The sequence below is a fragment of the Pectobacterium wasabiae CFBP 3304 genome (genome assembly GCF_001742185.1).
Classification (GTDB): domain Bacteria; phylum Pseudomonadota; class Gammaproteobacteria; order Enterobacterales; family Enterobacteriaceae; genus Pectobacterium; species Pectobacterium wasabiae.
In genome coordinates this window covers 3,296,153-3,314,657 of the sequence record NZ_CP015750.1, presented here as the reverse complement: position 1 = coordinate 3,314,657, position 18,505 = coordinate 3,296,153, and the positions used below count along the sequence as shown (strand labels likewise).

Here is an 18,505-nt window from a genome sequence, read left to right as displayed (position 1 = left end):
GCGAAAACGGCGGCTATGGCATTGAACATACCGCCCTTTTGCAAAATCACGTAACGTAATGCCTGATGCCTGCCTATTCCCCATCTGCTATAGTGTGGCTCGTTTTTAACTCATACCCACGGATGTTGTTGTTCCAATCATGAATACTGTAAACACGTCTCGTTTTACTAAGCGTACTGCGCTTGGCGCACTGCTCGTCATTAGTGCCTCTTCCTTTGCCTATGCCGAAGATATCAATCTTAAAACGATGATCCCCGGCGTCCCGCAAATCGATGCTGAATCCTACATCCTGATTGATTACAACTCTGGGAAAGTGTTGGCGGAAATGAATGCCGACACGCGCCGCGATCCGGCCAGCTTAACGAAAATGATGACCAGCTACGTTATTGGTCAGGCGATTAAATCAGGAAAAATCAGCCCGAATGACATCGTTACCGTCGGTAAAGATGCCTGGGCAACCGGCAACCCGACCTTCCAGGGCTCTTCCCTGATGTTCCTGAAGCCAGGCGACCGTGTTCCTGTTTCTCAACTCAATCGCGGCATTATCCTGCAATCCGGTAACGATGCCTGCGTCGCGATGGCCGACTACGTTGCTGGCAGTCAGGATGCTTTCGTTAACCTGATGAATGGTTACGTGAAAGCGCTGGGGCTGCAAAACACTAATTTTGAAACTGTACACGGTCTTGATGCGCCGGGTCAGTTCAGTTCGGCGCGTGATATGGCTTTGATCGGTCAGGCGCTGATCCGCGATGTTCCAGAAGAGTACGCAACCTACAAAGAGAAAGAGTTCACATTCAACAATATCCGCCAGCCTAACCGTAACGGCTTGCTGTGGGATTCCAGCCTGAATGTTGACGGCATCAAAACAGGCCATACGTCATCAGCCGGCTTTAATCTGGTCGCCTCGGCAACAGAAGGTCAGATGCGCCTGATTTCGGCGGTACTGGGTGGGCGTAATGCTAAAGGACGTGAATCAGAAAGCAAAAAATTGCTGACCTGGGGCTTCCGCTTCTTTGAAACCGTCGCGCCGTTAAAAGCCAGTAAAGAATTCGCGTCTGAGCCAGTCTGGTTTGGCGACAGTGACCGCGTTGCATTGGGCGTAGAGAAAGATGCCTACCTGACCATACCACGCGGCCGCATGAAAGATCTGAAAGCCAGCTATGTTCTGGACAACACGGAACTGCATGCACCGTTAGCCAAAAATCAGGTTGTGGGTTCCATCAACTTCCAATTGGATGGCAAAACCATCGATCAGCGCCCGCTGGTAGTCATGAACGAAGTGAAAGAAGGCGGGATCTTTGGCCGTATGATCGATTACATCAAACTGATGTTCCACCACTGGTTCGGCTAATCCCCCTTGTCTGGGGCCAAAGCGTCCCCATATAGCTAGAACGTCACATATAAATATGTATCCTTAACTCCCGCAGAACGCGGGAGTTAATTTTTTTAGTATAATATCGTTTATACCCTAAATAATTCGAGTTTCAGGAAGGCGGCAAGGGAAGGACAAATTCGTCAGGAACGAATTTGACCAGCCAAAGGCTGGCCTCCGGTGAGAGACAGGATGTCTCTCATTTCATCCCGATGAGCTTACACAGGTAAGTGATTCGGGTGAGTGAATGCAGCCAACGTACATGCAACTTGAAGTATGACGGGTATATCGTGCTAATACCGTCGGAATTACCCCGACGTATTACCCTCTCTGGAGCGCAAATGAAAACCAAATTAAACGAACTGCTTGAATTCCCCTGTGTTTTTACCTACAAGGTTATGGGTGAGGCAAAGCCGGAATTAGTCGATCTGGTCGTTGAAGTGGTACAGCGTCACGCGCCTGGCGACTATACCCCGCAGATCAAACCCAGCAGCAAAGGAAACTATCACTCAGTTTCCATCACTATCACGGCGACTCATATTGAGCAGGTGGAAACGCTGTATGAAGAACTGGGCAACATCGACATCGTGCGTATGGTGCTGTAAGAAAAACGAGCGGGAACATTGGCGAGTGCGGCATGGCTTTACAAAGTGCAGCATAGTTTTGTGCCCTATAGCACCGTGTAATTTTGCATAGTGCTGTTCGCTGAGGCTTCCCGCCGTTATAATCCCCCCACCTTTCCTTAACCTGAAGATGACACACTTGCTACAGGATAAGATCATCGTGCGTCAATTTGGCGTACAGCCGTATGAACCCGTCTCTCTGGCGATGCATAATTTCACCGACCGACGTGATGATAAAACCCCAGACGAGCTCTGGCTGGTTCAGCACCCTCGCGTGTTCACACAAGGTCAGGCGGGCAAAGCCGAACATGTCCTCATGCCCGGTGACATTCCCGTGATTCAGAGTGACAGAGGCGGTCAGGTGACCTACCACGGCCCCGGACAACAGGTCATGTACGTGTTGATTGACCTAAAACGCCGCAAGCTCGGCGTTCGTCAGCTCGTCACTGCGATTGAAAATACTGTGATTGGTACACTGGCACACTTCCAGATTGAAGCCCATGCGCGCCCTGATGCACCCGGCGTCTATGTGGGCGAGCGCAAGATTTGCTCGCTAGGACTGCGTATCCGCAAAGGGTGCTCTTTTCACGGGCTAGCGCTGAATATCGCCATGGACCTCTCTCCTTTCCTGCGCATTAATCCCTGTGGTTACGCCGGTATGGAGATGACGCAGATAAGCGATCTGGTGCCGGGCGTCACGCTGGATGATACCGCCCCCGTGCTGGTAAACACCTTTTTACAGCTAGTCGGCTATTCTGCACCCGAATGTATTCCTTGGAATCTGGACACACAGGGTGAACCGCTTTCTGGTTAATCTGTTTCATCCTGTCAATAAAAATCAGTCGGTTAGACGATCATTTTTTGATAAATTACATTTTATTCACATAATTTCTTCATTTTGATCGCGCAAAGGCTGATTGTCGTTAGGCAAGATGATATAATTTTTATAGTTTTTTAAAAAAAAGTTTAACTAAAAACATAATCCTTTGAATTTGAATAATAAATTTAAAGAAACGATTCAGAACTGGAACTTACGCAAACATGAGTAAACCGATTCAGATCGAACGCGGTGTCAAATACCGCGATGCCGATAAGATGGCGCTAATCCCGGTACGTACCGTCGTCACCGAACGCCAAGAGCTTCTGCGCAAACCTGAATGGATGAAGATTAAACTTCCAGCGGATTCGAGCCGTATTCAGGGAATCAAAGCAGCCATGCGCAAAAACGGGTTGCACTCAGTTTGTGAAGAAGCGTCTTGTCCTAATCTGGCAGAGTGTTTCAACCACGGCACCGCCACCTTCATGATCCTGGGTGCCATTTGTACACGTCGCTGCCCATTCTGTGATGTTGCCCACGGTCGCCCGCTTACGCCGGATGCCAATGAGCCTGAAAAACTGGCACAGACCATCCATGACATGGGCTTGCGCTATGTCGTGATCACCTCCGTTGACCGTGATGACCTGCGCGACGGTGGAGCACAGCACTTTGCAGATTGTATTAGCGCTATTCGCCGCAAGAATCCGCATATTCGTATCGAAACGCTGGTGCCAGACTTCCGTGGCCGTATGGATCGTGCGTTAGAGATCTTGACTGCCACGCCGCCGGATGTGTTCAACCACAACCTGGAAAACGTGCCGCGCGTTTACCGTCAAGTCCGCCCTGGTGCGAACTATGAATGGTCGCTGAAGCTGCTGGAAAACTTCAAGAGCGCACATCCCGATATCCCGACCAAATCTGGTCTGATGGTGGGATTGGGGGAAACCAATGCTGAAATCGTGGAAGTCATGCGTGACCTGCGCCGCCACGGTGTGACGATGCTGACGCTGGGACAATATTTACAGCCAAGCCGCCATCACCTGCCGGTACAGCGCTACGTCAGCCCGGATGAATTCGATGAGATGAAAGCTGAAGCGATGGCAATGGGCTTTACCCATGCAGCCTGCGGCCCGTTCGTTCGCTCATCCTACCATGCCGACTTACAGGCAAAGGGTATTGAAGTAAAATAAGCGCTCATACATATTTACACATTTTTTGTGTGGCATAAAAAACGGACGGTCATTACCGTCCGTTTTGCTGTGCAATGCGCGCTCAGGATCCTTTGTGTGATGAATCATTCAGCGCAGTCGTGTCATCCGTCTTCGCCGGTTGCTCGTCATTCATCGCCTTCTTAAAACCTTTAATCGCCGCGCCCAAATCACCGCCTAAACTGCGAAGCTTATTTGTACCAAACAGCAGAACGATTAATGCGCCAATCACCAACAGTTTGGCAATACTGATACCTTCCATACGAACCTACCTGATTTACAGAGGCTGGAGACGCCAGCAAACGAGAACACGTACTTGTCGACAATGGTTATCGAAAAAAATGGTTGTCGAAAAAATTCTTTGTATCCTATGTCCTCTATGTAAAACCTTACGCAGCACGACACAATTGCCATCTGTAACAAAGTAAGACGTATGAGAGCGTGCTTTCGCACGTATTCAGATCCCTTTACCACTTTCCCTTTCGACATCACTACAAAAATACTGTCTGACGGCGTAAACTTTTCACACTGAAGCGGAGATAGCATTCCTCCCTACCCTAGCGCGGCCACAATACTGATAGCCTGAACAGCCACCACTCAGCTAACGGTGTCTATGTCCGCCTCGCAGAGAGGGTGTAGCGCCCTGCCCAAGACTCTCCGAGATCGCAAAAAATCCATGCAAAAGCAATCCAAGAAAGGTTCCTATGCTTAGTACATTACTCGCGGTATTTATTGGTGGCGGCGTCGGCAGCGTAGCGCGCTGGCAGTTGGGCGTTAAGTTTAACAATCTATATCCAACGCTACCGTTGGGGACACTGCTTGCCAACTTGATTGGGGCTTTCGTTATTGGCGGCGCGCTAGCTTTCTTCCTGCGCCATCCTCATCTCGATCAGGACTGGAAATTATTGATTACCACCGGGCTGTGCGGCGGCTTAACGACATTCTCTACCTTTTCAGCAGAAGTCGTTATATTTCTGCAAAGCGGGCAGTTGATGGCAGCAGGATTGCACGTGCTGTTGAATCTAGCGGGGTCGTTACTCATGACTGCGCTGGCGTTTGCGCTGGTCACGTGGGCAACAACACATTGATATAACGTGGAAAATGGTGAAAAAAAACCCGCCATCGGCGGGTTTTTCACGAAATCGGTATAATTAAATAGCGTTAACGTTAGCAGCAGAAGGACCTTTGGCACCATCAGTGATTTCGAACTCTACACGCTGACCTTCAGCCAGAGTTTTGAAACCATTGCTCTGGATTGCAGAGAAGTGTACGAACACATCTTTGCTACCGTCTTCTGGAGTAATGAAACCGAAGCCTTTCGACTCATTAAACCACTTAACACTACCTTTAATCTTAGACATCAAACTTACCTTTACATGAATGAAAGACACAAAATCTGTGTCAGGTACAGTACAACAATAGATTGACCTTTTGTCCAGTTGAAGTTGGATAAAAAGTGATAAAAGTCGCTAAAAATGTATACCTGATAACTCGGTTGTCCTATTTTAACCCGATGCAGAGCACAGAGAGTTCAGTTCTGGCTGGTTCATTACTTTTTATGATATCGAAGGGAGACACTATGGTAAGTAAAACGCTGGGTCTGATCGGGGGTATGAGTTGGGAATCCACTATCCCGTATTACCGCATTATCAATGAGTATGTGAAAAACCAACTGGGTGGCCTGCACTCCGCCAAAATCATCCTTCACAGCGTTGATTTTCACGAGATAGAACAATTGCAGTCACAGGGGGATTGGGCGCAAGCCGCTATCGTGCTGGGTAATATCGCCATAGGATTACGTCAGGCGGGGGCAGACGCTATCGTCATCTGTACTAACACTATGCATAAAGTCGCTGATGAGGTCGAACACGCCAGTCAACTTCCCCTTTTACATATTGCCGATGCTACCGGTGCCAGCCTGAAACAACACGGATTGAAGAAAGTCGGTTTGCTTGGCACCCGCTACACGATGGAGCAAGACTTTTATCGTCAGCGAATTCAGGAACGGTTTGGCGTGGATGTGATTGTTCCCGACACGAAGGGGAAAGAATTAGTTAATCGCATCATTTATGACGAACTGTGCCTAGGGAACATTAACGACACCTCGCGGCAAGCTTATCGGGACATCATCCAGCAGCTTGAACAGCAAGGTGCGGAAGGTATCATTCTTGGCTGTACGGAGATCCCGCTGTTAATCAGTGCCCAGGATGCGAAAGTTCCTCTTTTTGATACCAGCAAGCTCCACGCGATTGCCGCAGCGAAATTCGCACTTAATCAGTCATCACTATGAATTAAATAGAGAAAAATAAAATTCGCACGCTAGCTAATAATAGCCTCTTTTATTTACTCAGGTTTCCTCTTTTTACATAGAAAAAAAGCAGTATTGAGAGACTCAATACTGCTTATTCGTATGATTTTATTCCTGGTATGCAATGACTATCGGTACTTCTCGTTATTATTTGCGTAACATTGCTTCAATAAAATCTTTCCAAGTGCTTACTTCTACTTCTACCATGTGAACCTCTTGGTGATTAACGGCGACATATTATACGCACACTTTTTAATCAGGTAAAAGTGTTATGAAAGTATAAAAAGTGTACTGGCGTCTATTTCTGCCACACAGTTCACAGTAGATCTCCCCGCCTTTTTTCGGCATGCTGGGCTATCGCACGATCGAGCCCTGTGAGGCTATGCTGTTCGACACAGCAATCGTCATGCAAATCAATAAGCAGAAGGATTTTACCCCTATGGCGCTGACTATGTACGGCATTAAAAATTGTGACACCATCAAGAAAGCGCGCCGCTGGCTGGAGGATCAACAGGTGGCGTACCACTTCCATGATTACCGTGCCGATAGTCTGGATGAACAGCAGCTACAGCGTTTTATCGACCAACTGGGGTTTCAGGCCTTACTCAACACGCGCGGAACGACCTGGCGTAAACTCAGTGAAGAACTGCGTGAACAGATCAATAGCGATACCCGCGACAGCGCAGAGGCCGCCAAAAATCTGATGCTGGAACAGCCAGCGGTGATTAAACGGCCTTTACTGATTACCGATGACGGTAATGCACTGCTTGGGTTTAGTATCGATAGCTATCAGAAATTTATTGCGGAGAACAAATAACGTGTCTTGCCCAGTCATAGAGCTTGCTCAACAGTTAATTAAACGCCCTTCCCTCAGCCCGAACGACGAGGGCTGTCAGGCGCTCATGATTGAACGCCTGACGGCGATCGGCTTTACCGTCGAAGCGATGGATTTTGGCGATACCCAAAATTTCTGGGCATGGCGCGGCACCGGAAAAACGCTGGCCTTCGCCGGACACACCGACGTGGTTCCCAGCGGCGATGAAAAACACTGGCAGCATCCGCCGTTTGAACCCATCATTCGTGACGGCATGTTGTACGGCCGCGGCGCGGCAGACATGAAAGGTTCACTGGCCGCCATGGTGATTGCCGCCGAGCGGTTCGTCGCCGCTCACCCCAACCATCAGGGGCGTCTGGCGTTTCTGATTACGTCGGACGAAGAAGCCAGTGCTGTTAACGGTACTGTAAAAGTAGTTGATGCGCTGATGGCACGTAACGAGCGGTTGGACTACTGTCTGGTCGGCGAACCGTCCAGTACGCATGTCGTGGGCGACGTGGTGAAAAACGGCCGTCGTGGCTCTATCACCGCGAATCTACGCGTACACGGCGTGCAAGGGCACGTTGCTTATCCGCATCTGGCAGACAACCCTGTTCATCGTGCAACTCCGGCACTCAACGAGCTGATCGCCACCGAGTGGGATCGGGGTAATGATTTCTTCCCACCAACCACCATGCAAATCGCCAATATTCAGGCGGGCACTGGCAGCAATAACGTCATCCCCGGCGAACTGTTTGTGCAATTTAATTTCCGTTTCAGCACCGAATTAACGGATGTATTAATCCAGCAGCGTGTAGCGGAATTACTGGATCGCCACCAGCTTAATTACACCATCGACTGGAAACTCTCCGGCCAGCCATTCCTGACCGCACGCGGCGAACTGGTCGATGCCGTAGTAAATGCTGTCAAGCATTACAACGAAGTTACCCCAGAACTGCTGACGAATGGCGGCACCTCCGATGGCCGTTTCATTGCTCGCATGGGTGCACAGGTGGTTGAACTCGGCCCCGTCAACGCCACGATCCATAAAGTGGACGAATGCGTCAGCGCGGCAGACCTGCAACTGCTAAGCCGGATGTACCAGCGCATTATGGAGCAGCTCATCGCATGATGACGCCAGCTATGTTAACCGGTAAAAGCGACCAGCATTTGGTCGCTTTGCACGGCCGTCATCGTCTTCAACCGGAGGCGGTAACCGCGTTTCTGGCGTTACAGCAGGCGGCAAAAACGGCAGGATTCAACCTACAGCCTGCCAGCACGTTTCGTGATTTCGAGCGCCAGCGTCAAATCTGGAATAGTAAGTTTCGCGGCGAACGTCCCGTCATGGATGCCAACAGCCAACCGCTAGATATCTCGTCTCTGGACGACGGCGAGCGTTGTGAAGCGATTCTGCGTTGGTCTGCCATGCCCGGATCCAGTCGTCACCATTGGGGCAGCGATCTTGATATTTACGATCCTGATTTATTACCCACAGGCAGTTCGCTCCAGTTGGAGCCGTGGGAATATGAAGAAGGTGGTTATTTTTCCGCACTGAATGCGTGGCTGAGTGCGCACATGCATGAATATGGTTTTTATCGGCCTTATGCGCACGATCTCGGCGGGGTCGCAGTCGAACCCTGGCATATCAGCTATTATCCATTAGCACAGTATGCGGAAGAACAGTTGACTCCTGACCTCATCCTTGTCGCCTGGCAAGATGAAGATATTGCCGGCCATGACTGGCTTCGCCAGCACTTGTCGCAACTGTTTACCCGTTACATTCATAACGTTGATGAGGCGTAACCATGGCATGGCTGGCTGATTACTGGTGGATAATTCTGGTTATCCTGATAGGCATGCTGATTAACGGCATCAAAGAATTGCGCAACGTTGACCATACGCGTTTTCTACTCAACAAACCGAAATTGCCCCCGCATCGTGACAACAACGACAAATGGGACAATGAAGAAGACGACGACTGGCCGCAGAAAAAACGCTGATACCCGTCATCGCCAAACCGCCTGTACGTGAGCTAAGCCCCACGCCGCAGGCGGTTTGGATCCTCACGCGGCGGGAACAAAACTTTCCGCCCTATCCAGAAGAAAATCATAAAACTCTTTCGCGCACACTGACAGTTGGCGCTCCCTATCCGTCACCAGATAGATGCCGCGCTGCAGCGATAAATCCCGAAACGGAATAATCGCAATATCTTTGTGCTGGAACTGGAACAGCGTCAGCCCCGTCACAATACTCACGCCATAATCTGCCGCCACCAGCCCCATCATGGTGGTCAACTGGCGCACTTCCAGCACGTAGTTAAAACCTTCCGGTTCAATAAGCTGATCGGTGTACTGCCTGATGCTGGTGCCTTTGCAGAACCCAACAAACGGATACTGCACCACATCAGTCACATCAACGCTGTCGCGCCCCGCCAGCGGATGCGAATTATGGCAGATCAGATAAAAACTGTCGGCAAACAGCATACGGGAGCTGAACGTTCCCGGTGATGGTTGCCCTGCCGTCAGCGCCAGATCGGCACGACCATCCAGCACGGCTTTCAGGCAGCGATCCCACTGCGTATCCAGCAGTTCAACCTTAATTTTGGGATAAGCGCGGTGATACTGTGCTAGCACCTGGGGCAACCATTTCACCGCCATTGACGGTAGCACCGCCAGCACAATATTTCCTTTATACCCCGTGGCATAAGACTTGATCTCACCGACGGCATCGTCATGGGTTTGCACCAGCCGACGGGCAATATCAATGAAATGGATCCCGTCTGCATTGAGCTGTACTTTGCGTGTATCACGGTCAAATAACCGATAGCCGACCTCTTCTTCTAACCCGGCAATGAGCGAACTAAATGCCGGCTGAGATAAATTTATTTTCTGAGCGGCACGTGTGAAATTATCGGTTTCCGTCAACGCGATAAAGGCCCGTAATTGTTTTATCGATAAGTTCATAGTGTTTTTATATAAATAAAATGAAGTCTCCAGTAAGAAAGGAACAAACTCAATAGAAAAAAACAGCAACTCCTATTTTTATGATCCTTCCCGCATTTATTTAATTCCATTCAAACAACGCGCGCCACTCATAAAAATGAACATGCTAGATAAATATCACAAATCATAAAAAACAATTAAGCAAAAAGACCTAACTATACAAAGCAAATCAACCAATTAACCATTAATAAGAAAAACAGAATAATTAATGCTTTTAACAAATAAAATAAACCCATCAGATTTACGAATAAAACCATTTCGATTACGAGTTAGTATAAAGAGGGATAGGGGTGATAAAAATAGTGCAGGCAAAAAATCAAATGACTCTGGGGTAGGCATTCATTTTTATTTGTTAATTATTACATGGATTGTTATTGAGTTGTTTAATTTATTGTAAATGAAACAAATAGGCAACATACAATTATACTAATGAGGAGTTCTTATGTTAGCTCTCATCGGGGTGCTCACCATAGCTACCCTGCTATTTTTCATCATGACAAAGCGAATGTCGCCTCTGGTGGCGCTTATCGTTATTCCGGTTCTCGGTGCGCTCGCCGCAGGTAGCGGCACCGATACCGCAAAATACGTGGTGGACGGCATCACCAAACTGGCACCGATGGCGGCGATGTTTGTTTTTGCCATCGCCTTCTTCGGTGTGGTCACCGATGCCGGTATGTTTGATCCTATTATCAAAGGGATCTTACGCATGGTCGGCACCAGCCCGGTCAAAATCATTATCGGCACGGGCGTGTTAGCACTGATTGCGCACCTGGACGGTAACGGTGCCGTCACCTTCCTGATCACCATTCCCGCGATGTTGCCACTGTTTGATAAACTCGGCATGGATAAGCGCATTCTGGTCGGGATTACCGCACTCAGCGCTGGTGTTAACTTCCTGCCGTGGACTGGGCCGATGATCCGCGCCGCCGCCGCGTTAAACACCACTACGCACGACCTGTTCATTCCACTTATCCCCGCACAGGTTTGCGGCCTGACCTTCATGGTGCTCATGGGCTATTACTGGGGTAAGAAAGAAGAGAAGCGTCTGGGATTGGCATCGGGTAATCCGCTGGCGGGTGGTACGCAATCCATCACGGCTGAAGTGCATGTGAAAGAGCTGACCGATGCGGAAAAAGTACTGCGTCGTCCGAAGATGTTTTGGGTCAACATTGCGCTGGTTCTTGCCGTTATCGGCACCATGGTGTTTACCAAAATTTCACCAACGGTCGCCTTTATGATCGCCCTGACGCTGGCGCTGATGTTCAACTACCCCAACGTTGAAATGCAAAAAGAACGCATTAACGCCCATGCCAAAGCGGCACTGATGATGGCTAGTATCTTGTTCGCTGCGGGTGCCTTCACCGGCATTATGAGCGGTACTGGTATGCTGAAAGCCATGTCGCTCTCGGCAGTCAGCTTTGTGCCGGAATCTTTTGCCTCCCACATCCCGTTCATCGTCGGCCTGATCTCCATGCCGCTGAGTCTGGTGTTCGATCCTGATTCGTACTACTTCGGCATCATGCCAGTCATTGCTCACACCGTGGATATGCTGGGCGTACCGCCGATTCAGGTTGCGCAGGCTTCCGTATTAGGACAGATGACCACCGGCTTCCCGGTTAGCCCGCTCACGCCGGCAACATTCCTGCTGGTCAGCCTGGCGGGTGTCGATCTCGCCGACCACCAGAAATTCTCTATTCCTGTGCTCTGGGCCGCTAGCGTCATCATGACGTTCGCCTGCGTCATCTTCGGGGTCTTCCCCTTGTAGGGAACATACGGTTTCCCATTGATTACGCCAACAGACACATTTCATTGATAAAGGTAAGCTTATGAAAACAATTCGTATTGGTTCCGGGGCTGGCTATGCCGGCGATCGCATCGAACCGGCCGTAGAACTGGCTCAAAAAGGCGACATTCAGTATCTGGTATTTGAATGTCTGGCGGAACGTACTATCGCCATCGGTCAAAAGCAGAAGCAGCAGAACCCGGAAAAAGGCTACAACGAACTGCTGGCCGACCGTATGCACGCCGTGCTGCCGCTTTGCCTGGAAAAAGGTATTAAAATCATCACCAATATGGGCTCAGCTAACCCTGTCGCCGCCGGTCAGCGCGTATTGGAAATCGCCAAGGAACTGGGTGCAGACAAGCTGAAGATTGCAATTGTCACTGGTGACGATGTGCACTCGGTGCTGATCGCACAAGATTCTAAATTGGATGAGATTGGCCAACCTGTTTCACGCTGCGGTAAAGACATTCTTTCCGCCAATGCCTATCTGGGTGCGGATGCGCTGGTTGAAGCGTTGCGTCAGGGTGCAGACGTGATTATCGCTGGCCGCGTTTCCGATCCCTCTCTGTTCCTGTCCGCGATGATGTATGAATTCGACTGGGCTGCCGATGACTGGGATCGTCTGGGCAAAGGCACCTGCCTCGGCCACTTGCTGGAATGCGCGGGACAAATTACTGGCGGTTATTATGCCGATCCCGGCGTTAAAGATATCCCCAACCTTGACCGTCTGGGCTTCCCGATCGCGGAAATTACCGAAGATGGTAGCGCTGTGATTACCAAAGTTGAAGGTTCCGGTGGCTGCGTCTGTGTGGATACCTGCAAAGAACAATTGCTGTACGAAATCCATCGCCCAGACAGCTACATCACCCCGGACGTGATTGCCGATTTCAGCCACGTCACCTTTACGCAAGACGGTGAAAACCGCGTGCGTGTACAGGGAGCAACCGGTCGGGCAAAAACCGACACGCTGAAAGTGTCTGTCGGCTATCAGGATGGGTTTATCGGCGAAGGGGAAATTTCCTACGCCGGTCCTGGTGCGGTAGCGCGTGGTCGTTTAGCGCTGGATATCGTCAAAGGACGTTTTGCACTATGCCAGCTTGATCCTCAGGAAGTGCGCTACGACCTGATCGGCGTTGATTCATTGCACGGTGCACAGCGGTCGCAAAGCAGTGAACCGTATGAAGTTCGCGCTCGCGTCGCAGCACGCTGCACCTCCAGAGCACAGGCGGTGAAAGTGGGTAACGAAGTTGAAACGCTTTATACCAATGGCCCGGCAGGCGGCGGCGGCGTTAACAAAGCGGTAAAAGAAATACTGGCGATGGATTCCACCCTGCTGTCTCGCGCCTGCGTCACACCAGCCGTTGATTATCTGGAGATTAAATAATGAAACTGCGTGAAATTGCTCACTCTCGTACCGGCGATAAAGGAAATACCTCCAATATTTCACTGATTGCTTACCGTGCGGAAGATTATGACGTGCTGAAAGAGAAGATCACTGCCGAAAAAGTGAAATCCTGGTTCGCCGATATCGTGACGGGTGATGTGGTTCGCTATGAGTTACCCAGCATCGGTGCACTGAACTTCGTCATGTATGGCGCACTCGGCGGCGGCGTAACCCGCTCGCTGGCGCTGGACATGCACGGCAAAGGACTAAGTTCAGCCATACTGGATATCGATATTTAATTTAGCTAATGGGAATATCAGGGTGGCATTGCATTAATCCACCCTCTGCCCCTAAATAATTAACACTCGCCGCTACGATTAACGGGTATTTATTGCCTGCGGGATCCGTGCGGCCATTTTCAGAGCAACAACTTTCAGAGTAAAAACACAATGAATAATAAAGTCATTGATGCCAGCCATTTTCGTTCTTATTTATTTGACGGAATGGCAATTATGTTCGGTGGTTTTATGGGCGTCGGAACACCGAAATTATTGGTAGATGAAATCATTAAATCCGGCGTCTCTGATTTAACCCTGATTGGAAATGACACTGGGTTTGTCGATACCGGCGTTGGGCCGTTAATTGTCAGCGGTCAGGTAAAAAAACTGATTACCTCGCATATTGGTACGAACCCGGAAACCGGTCGTCGTATGCTCTCCGGTGAACTTGATGTAGAGCTCGTTCCACAAGGGACGTTGGCAGAGCGTATTCGTAGCGGCGGCGCGGGCTTAGGCGGTTTCCTGACACCGACCGGCGTTGGCACCATCGTCGAAGAAAATAAACAAAAAATAACCATTAACGATATTACCTATTTATTAGAACTGCCTATTAAGGCAGATCTCGCCATATTACAGGCCAGCATTGCCGACACCAGCGGAAACCTTATTTATCACCTCACCGCCCGTAACTTTAACCCACTTATTGCGCTGGCCGCGAAGAAAGTCGTGGCGCAATGCGAACAGGTTATTCCGGTTGGCCAACTGGCGCCGGAATGTATTGTCACCCCAGCGGCACTGGTCGATCACCTTTATTTGGGAGAGAAATAATGGATGCGAAAGAATTAATCGCCCGCCGCGTTGCACTGGAACTGAAAAACGGCGATGTGGTGAATTTAGGCATTGGCTTACCCACCAAAGTGGCGAATTACGTGCCGCACGGCATCGAAGTCACTTTCCAATCGGAGAACGGCTTTTTGGGGCTCGGTGCGGTTACCGAGCCGGATGGCAATCTGGTTAACGCCGGGGGTCAGGCATGCGGCATGGTGCCGGGTGCTGCGATGTTCGACAGCGCTTTTTCTTTTGCGCTGATTCGCGGCGGCCATGTTGATGTCTGCGTACTGGGCGGCTTGCAGGTCGATGAACACGGCAGCCTCGCCAACTGGATGGTGCCGGGGAAAATGGTGCCCGGCATGGGCGGCGCGATGGATCTGGTTGTCGGTGCCAAGAAGGTCATCATCGCCCTTGAGCACTGCGCCAAAAATGGCGATGCGAAGTTATTGCACCAATGCACCTACCCGCTGACTGCCGCCAATAAAGTCAGCATGGTCGTCACTGAGTTAGCCGTCTTCGAATTTATCAACCGGCAAATGGTGCTGATTGAAATCAGCCCTGACATCACCGTGGACGAACTGCGCCAAAAAACCGAGGCGAACTTCATCGTGTCCGCCGATGTAAAACCCTTCAGTATTCATTAATCGAGGCGATCATGAACGACTCCGTTGTTATTGTTAATGCCAAGCGCACGGCGATTGGTAAATTTGCAGGCAGTCTGGCCAACACCTCTGCTATCGAGATGGCCTCTGCCACCATCCGTGACTGTCTGTCAACGCTGCCAGACACGCTGGCGATCGATGAAGTGATTCTCGGCAACGTGCTGCAAGCCGGTCTGGGACAAAACCCGGCGCACCAGGCCAGCCAGGCCGCCGGTATCGCCGTTGAAACGCCCTCGCTGACCGTCAGCAAAGTATGCGGCTCCGGCCTGAAAGCCGTTGTGCTGGGCGCACAGTCTATTCTGTCCGGCGATAATCACGTCTGCGTGACGGGCGGGATGGAAAACATGAGCGCTGCGCCTTACCTGCTGGAAAAAGCGCGCCACGGCTATCGGATGGGGGATGGCAAGCTCGTCGACATCATGATTAACGATGGTCTGTGGTGTGCGTTTAACGATTACCACATGGGCACCACGGCGGAAAATATCGCCGAGCGCTATCAGCTCACCCGCGAAGAACAGGATCAGGTCGCGCTAGCATCGCAGCAGAAAGCCGTCGCCGCGATTGAAGCTGGCCGCTTCAAGGCAGAAATTACCCCGCTGTCGCTGCGCAGCAAAAAAGAGACGCGGATTTTCGATCGGGATGAATTCCCTCGCGCAGACACTACGCTGGCATCGCTGGCGGCGTTACGTCCGGCATTCTCCGCGAACGGCACTGTCACCGCAGGAAATGCGTCCGGCATTAACGATGCCGCCGCAACGCTGGTATTAATGCGTGAATCCGAAGCGAAAAAACAGGGCATTACCCCGCTAGCGCGGATCCGCAGTTGGGCGTCTGCTGGCGTACCGAGTGAAGTGATGGGGCTGGGGCCGATTCCGGCGACGCAGAAAGCACTGCTCAAGGCTGGGTTGACCATCGGTGATATCGACCTGATTGAAGCCAATGAAGCCTTTGCAGCACAGTTCCTAGCGGTACAGCGCGATCTCCAGCTCGACCCAGAAAAGGTGAACGTTAACGGCGGTGCAATTGCGTTGGGTCACCCTATCGGCGCGAGCGGTGCGCGTATTCTCGTCACGCTGGTACATGCGCTGCACAGCTATAACAAAACGCTGGGGTTGGCAACGCTGTGCATCGGCGGTGGGCAAGGTATCGCCATGATTATCGAACGCGTTTAAAGCGGGTTGGCCAGTTAAAACAACAAAGGCAGTAAAGCGGTAGTAACGGATAGATCGTAAAGACGCTGCAAGTACGTCCATGTAAGCTCGGATTGCGCGAATATGAATCTCAGGGATGAGATTCACCCTTTCAGGGCCGTCGCAAGCGACGTTCAAAGGCATTCCTGACGCCTTTGTCCATGGCGCAAACGCTTTACTCTTCTATTCCGTTACTGCCGTTTTCGTTCAGTAAATAGTTTTATCAACAGCCCGCTTTTTTTAGCCAGCAGCACAACTCCTCAGTTAAAACGTTTCCCAATTCGCATTCGATGAACCAGCGGAGGTGGATTTGGGCAGAAGCGATTTCGGTAATGCAGCCAGAGAAGGAGCACTCGCCACACGCTGTTCCTGCGCAGCCGACTGATTAATTTTGAACACCTCAACGGCGTTCTGCAAAAATCTGGCCTGCTCTTCTAATGCCGCGGCGGCAGAAGCCGATTCCTCAACCAGCGAGGCGTTTTGCTGCGTGACACGATCCATTTCATTAACCGCCTGCCCAACCTGATCAATCCCCCGACTCTGCTCGTCCGAGGCCGATGCGATTTCGCCCATGATATCCGTTACCCGGCTCACGGCACTGACGATTTCCTTCATCGTATCGCCCGCGTCTTTCACCTGTAAAGAACCGGTATTGGACCGGCTAACCGAATCATCGATCAGCACTTTGATCTCTTTTGCGGCCTGCGCACTGCGCTGTGCTAGCGTGCGCACTTCGCCCGCCACCACGGCAAAGCCGCGTCCTTGCTCTCCGGCACGCGCCGCTTCAACCGCCGCATTCAGCGCCAGAATATTGGTTTGGAAAGCAATACCATCAATCACGCTGGTAATGTGGGCGATTTTTCGTGAGCTATCCGCGATCTCATCCATCGTTTTCACGACGTTATTGACCACAACGCCCCCTTTATTCGCCGTCTCTGACGCACTTTTTGCCAGCAACGTGGCCTGACGCGCGTTGTCTGAATTCTGCTTCACCGTTGAGGTAAGCTGTTCCATGCTGGCAGCGGTTTCCTGTAACGAGGCGGCCTGCTGCTCCGTGCGCGAAGACAGGTCATTACTGCCAGCCGAAATTTCACTGGCTCCTGAGTGGATGGAGTGGGAACTGTCGCGCACCAAACTCACGGTACGGGTTAATGACTGCTGCATATGGTGCAGACCCGCCGCCAGTTGGCTCATCTCATTACGGCCACTAGTATCAATATGCTGCGTTAGATTACCTTCGGCAATGGCGCTGATATGCCGCATGAGCGTGCGCAGCGGATGTAAAAGAATACGCTGCAATCCGATCCAACTAAGGATAATCACCAGCACGACAACCACAGAGAGTGCGCCTAAAAGCCACAGCATCGTTTCAAACGCGACGTGGTTTTCCTGTAAGCCGTCGTCCGACAGTTGGTTTTGGGCCGCACGCCACGTAATATAGGCATCCTGCATCGCCACGTTAAACGGCGTCGCCCCACTGCTCAATTTCATCGCAGCCCCCGCTAACCCACCGGAAAGTGAATCCACAATATCATTCAGCAGCTTATCGTAGGCGACATAACTCGCCTCAAGTTTTTTAGATAATGACTCATCCAATCCGGGCGTATTAGGCAGGGACAAATAATATTTATAACTATTCTCTGAAGCGACCAATTGCGATTTGGCCTGCTGTAAGAGTGCCTGCATGGCCTCTTTATCCGCATTCCCCATCATCATGTTTTGTATAATAGAACCAATAGCGATGCGTGTCTGATTCATCATAATCCAGGCATCGGTAAAGGCGGCCACATTCTGGTTAGAGCGTTGAGAAACAAGGAAACTCTCTTTATCGTTCATCAATGCCCGAACGGATAGCGCCCCGGTTAAAAATTGAGATACACCTAATACAAACAAGAGAATAACAAGGATGGTTATCACTCTAATACGTTTAAACATGGCACACCCTCTTTTTCCATAAGGATGTAATAGTTATATCCGAAAAAAGAGGGGAAATATTGAACGTTCAACACAAATCAAAACATTGCCGATATTATTTAACATCCCGATATGGATTATATTATCTTTAATATGGATAAAATATCACATCTGAAAATATATATTCTAATTTTACTATATGCAGGCCGTATTAGTTATCAAAATAACCAATAAGATAATCTGATGAGATATCGTCTATACCCTAAATAATTCGAGTTTCAGGACAAAACGAGTTCGTTTTGAATAACGCAGTGCGCTG

The 18,505-nt window shown here is 50.4% G+C and carries 21 protein-coding genes; 16 read left to right on the top strand and 5 right to left on the bottom strand.

The window, feature by feature from the left end:
- Nucleotides 1-139: 139 nt before the first annotated feature.
- The 4 genes from dacA (at nucleotide 140) to lipA (ending at nucleotide 4,002) form a co-directional block, all read left to right on the top strand.
- Complete coding sequence (dacA, locus tag A7983_RS14950; RefSeq protein ID WP_005976283.1) at nucleotides 140-1,351, top strand: D-alanyl-D-alanine carboxypeptidase DacA; 1,212 nt, start codon at nucleotides 140-142, stop codon at nucleotides 1,349-1,351.
- Nucleotides 1,352-1,713: 362 nt separating this feature from the next.
- Nucleotides 1,714-1,977, top strand: coding sequence for a DUF493 family protein YbeD (gene ybeD, locus A7983_RS14945; RefSeq protein ID WP_005976281.1), 264 nt, complete (start codon nucleotides 1,714-1,716; stop codon nucleotides 1,975-1,977).
- Between the two features lie 148 nt (nucleotides 1,978-2,125).
- Nucleotides 2,126-2,809 carry a lipoyl(octanoyl) transferase LipB gene (lipB, locus tag A7983_RS14940; protein ID WP_172645127.1) on the top strand — a complete coding sequence of 228 codons (684 nt, stop codon included), beginning with the start codon at nucleotides 2,126-2,128 and terminating at the stop codon, nucleotides 2,807-2,809.
- Between the two features lie 227 nt (nucleotides 2,810-3,036).
- Nucleotides 3,037-4,002, top strand: coding sequence for a lipoyl synthase (lipA, locus tag A7983_RS14935; protein ID WP_005976277.1), 966 nt, complete (start codon nucleotides 3,037-3,039; stop codon nucleotides 4,000-4,002).
- Between the two features lie 82 nt (nucleotides 4,003-4,084).
- Here lipA and tatA read toward each other — a convergent pair whose 3' ends face one another.
- Nucleotides 4,085-4,282 carry a Sec-independent protein translocase subunit TatA gene (gene tatA / locus A7983_RS14930; protein WP_005976275.1) on the bottom strand — a complete coding sequence of 66 codons (198 nt, stop codon included), beginning with the start codon at nucleotides 4,280-4,282 and terminating at the stop codon, nucleotides 4,085-4,087.
- 442 nt (nucleotides 4,283-4,724) lie between these two features.
- On the opposite strand from tatA, the gene crcB reads away from it, so the two are divergent.
- On the top strand, nucleotides 4,725-5,108 hold the full coding sequence (gene crcB, locus A7983_RS14925; RefSeq protein ID WP_005976272.1) for a fluoride efflux transporter CrcB: 384 nt from the start codon (nucleotides 4,725-4,727) through the stop codon (nucleotides 5,106-5,108).
- Nucleotides 5,109-5,171: 63 nt separating this feature from the next.
- Here the strand turns inward: crcB and cspE are convergent, their stop codons facing one another.
- Nucleotides 5,172-5,381, bottom strand: a complete 210-nt coding sequence (gene cspE / locus A7983_RS14920; RefSeq protein WP_005976270.1) for a transcription antiterminator/RNA stability regulator CspE — start codon at nucleotides 5,379-5,381, stop codon at nucleotides 5,172-5,174.
- A 218-nt stretch (nucleotides 5,382-5,599) separates the two neighbouring features.
- Here cspE and A7983_RS14915 point away from each other — a divergent pair, with 218 nt between their 5' ends.
- The gene (locus tag A7983_RS14915) at nucleotides 5,600-6,310 is read left to right on the top strand and encodes an aspartate/glutamate racemase family protein (RefSeq protein ID WP_005976268.1); all 711 of its coding nucleotides are present in this window, start codon (nucleotides 5,600-5,602) and stop codon (nucleotides 6,308-6,310) included.
- A gap of 165 nt (nucleotides 6,311-6,475) precedes the next feature.
- Here A7983_RS14915 and ypfM read toward each other — a convergent pair whose 3' ends face one another.
- Nucleotides 6,476-6,535 (bottom strand): protein YpfM, encoded by a 60-nt coding sequence (ypfM, locus tag A7983_RS24880; protein WP_137739554.1) that lies wholly within the window; start codon nucleotides 6,533-6,535, stop codon nucleotides 6,476-6,478.
- A 232-nt stretch (nucleotides 6,536-6,767) separates the two neighbouring features.
- Here ypfM and A7983_RS14910 point away from each other — a divergent pair, with 232 nt between their 5' ends.
- From A7983_RS14910 to A7983_RS14895, 4 genes are read left to right on the top strand one after another with little or no spacing between them, the layout of a single operon-like run.
- Nucleotides 6,768-7,145 (top strand): ArsC family reductase, encoded by a 378-nt coding sequence (locus A7983_RS14910; RefSeq protein WP_005976266.1) that lies wholly within the window; start codon nucleotides 6,768-6,770, stop codon nucleotides 7,143-7,145.
- A 1-nt stretch (nucleotide 7,146) separates the two neighbouring features.
- Nucleotides 7,147-8,274: a succinyl-diaminopimelate desuccinylase gene (gene dapE, locus A7983_RS14905; protein ID WP_005976264.1), complete on the top strand. Its 1,128-nt coding sequence runs from the start codon at nucleotides 7,147-7,149 to the stop codon at nucleotides 8,272-8,274.
- On the top strand, nucleotides 8,271-8,945 hold the full coding sequence (locus A7983_RS14900; RefSeq protein WP_005976262.1) for a M15 family metallopeptidase: 675 nt from the start codon (nucleotides 8,271-8,273) through the stop codon (nucleotides 8,943-8,945). Before dapE ends, A7983_RS14900 begins: the two co-directional genes overlap by 4 nt.
- 2 nt (nucleotides 8,946-8,947) lie before the next feature.
- Nucleotides 8,948-9,142 carry a YpfN family protein gene (locus A7983_RS14895; protein ID WP_005976260.1) on the top strand — a complete coding sequence of 65 codons (195 nt, stop codon included), beginning with the start codon at nucleotides 8,948-8,950 and terminating at the stop codon, nucleotides 9,140-9,142.
- Between the two features lie 63 nt (nucleotides 9,143-9,205).
- Here the strand turns inward: A7983_RS14895 and A7983_RS14890 are convergent, their stop codons facing one another.
- Nucleotides 9,206-10,105, bottom strand: coding sequence for a LysR family transcriptional regulator (locus A7983_RS14890; RefSeq protein WP_005976258.1), 900 nt, complete (start codon nucleotides 10,103-10,105; stop codon nucleotides 9,206-9,208).
- Nucleotides 10,106-10,586: 481 nt separating this feature from the next.
- Here A7983_RS14890 and A7983_RS14885 point away from each other — a divergent pair, with 481 nt between their 5' ends.
- The 6 genes from A7983_RS14885 to A7983_RS14860 all read left to right on the top strand — a co-directional run bounded on the left by A7983_RS14885 (nucleotide 10,587) and on the right by A7983_RS14860 (nucleotide 16,254).
- On the top strand, nucleotides 10,587-11,909 hold the full coding sequence (locus A7983_RS14885; RefSeq protein WP_005976256.1) for a CitMHS family transporter: 1,323 nt from the start codon (nucleotides 10,587-10,589) through the stop codon (nucleotides 11,907-11,909).
- A gap of 61 nt (nucleotides 11,910-11,970) precedes the next feature.
- Complete coding sequence (locus tag A7983_RS14880; protein WP_005976254.1) at nucleotides 11,971-13,311, top strand: acyclic terpene utilization AtuA family protein; 1,341 nt, start codon at nucleotides 11,971-11,973, stop codon at nucleotides 13,309-13,311.
- Nucleotides 13,311-13,610 (top strand): AtuA-related protein, encoded by a 300-nt coding sequence (locus A7983_RS14875; protein WP_005976252.1) that lies wholly within the window; start codon nucleotides 13,311-13,313, stop codon nucleotides 13,608-13,610. The genes A7983_RS14880 and A7983_RS14875 overlap by 1 nt, the downstream gene beginning before the upstream one ends.
- A 150-nt stretch (nucleotides 13,611-13,760) precedes the next feature.
- Nucleotides 13,761-14,417, top strand: coding sequence for an acetate CoA-transferase subunit alpha (gene atoD, locus A7983_RS14870; protein ID WP_005976250.1), 657 nt, complete (start codon nucleotides 13,761-13,763; stop codon nucleotides 14,415-14,417).
- Nucleotides 14,417-15,064: a 3-oxoacid CoA-transferase subunit B gene (locus tag A7983_RS14865; RefSeq protein WP_005976248.1), complete on the top strand. Its 648-nt coding sequence runs from the start codon at nucleotides 14,417-14,419 to the stop codon at nucleotides 15,062-15,064. The genes atoD and A7983_RS14865 overlap by 1 nt, the downstream gene beginning before the upstream one ends.
- A gap of 11 nt (nucleotides 15,065-15,075) precedes the next feature.
- Complete coding sequence (locus A7983_RS14860; RefSeq protein WP_005976246.1) at nucleotides 15,076-16,254, top strand: acetyl-CoA C-acetyltransferase; 1,179 nt, start codon at nucleotides 15,076-15,078, stop codon at nucleotides 16,252-16,254.
- Nucleotides 16,255-16,536: 282 nt separating this feature from the next.
- Here A7983_RS14860 and A7983_RS14855 read toward each other — a convergent pair whose 3' ends face one another.
- Nucleotides 16,537-18,207, bottom strand: a complete 1,671-nt coding sequence (locus A7983_RS14855) for a methyl-accepting chemotaxis protein (protein ID WP_005976244.1) — start codon at nucleotides 18,205-18,207, stop codon at nucleotides 16,537-16,539.
- Nucleotides 18,208-18,505: the final 298 nt, after the last annotated feature.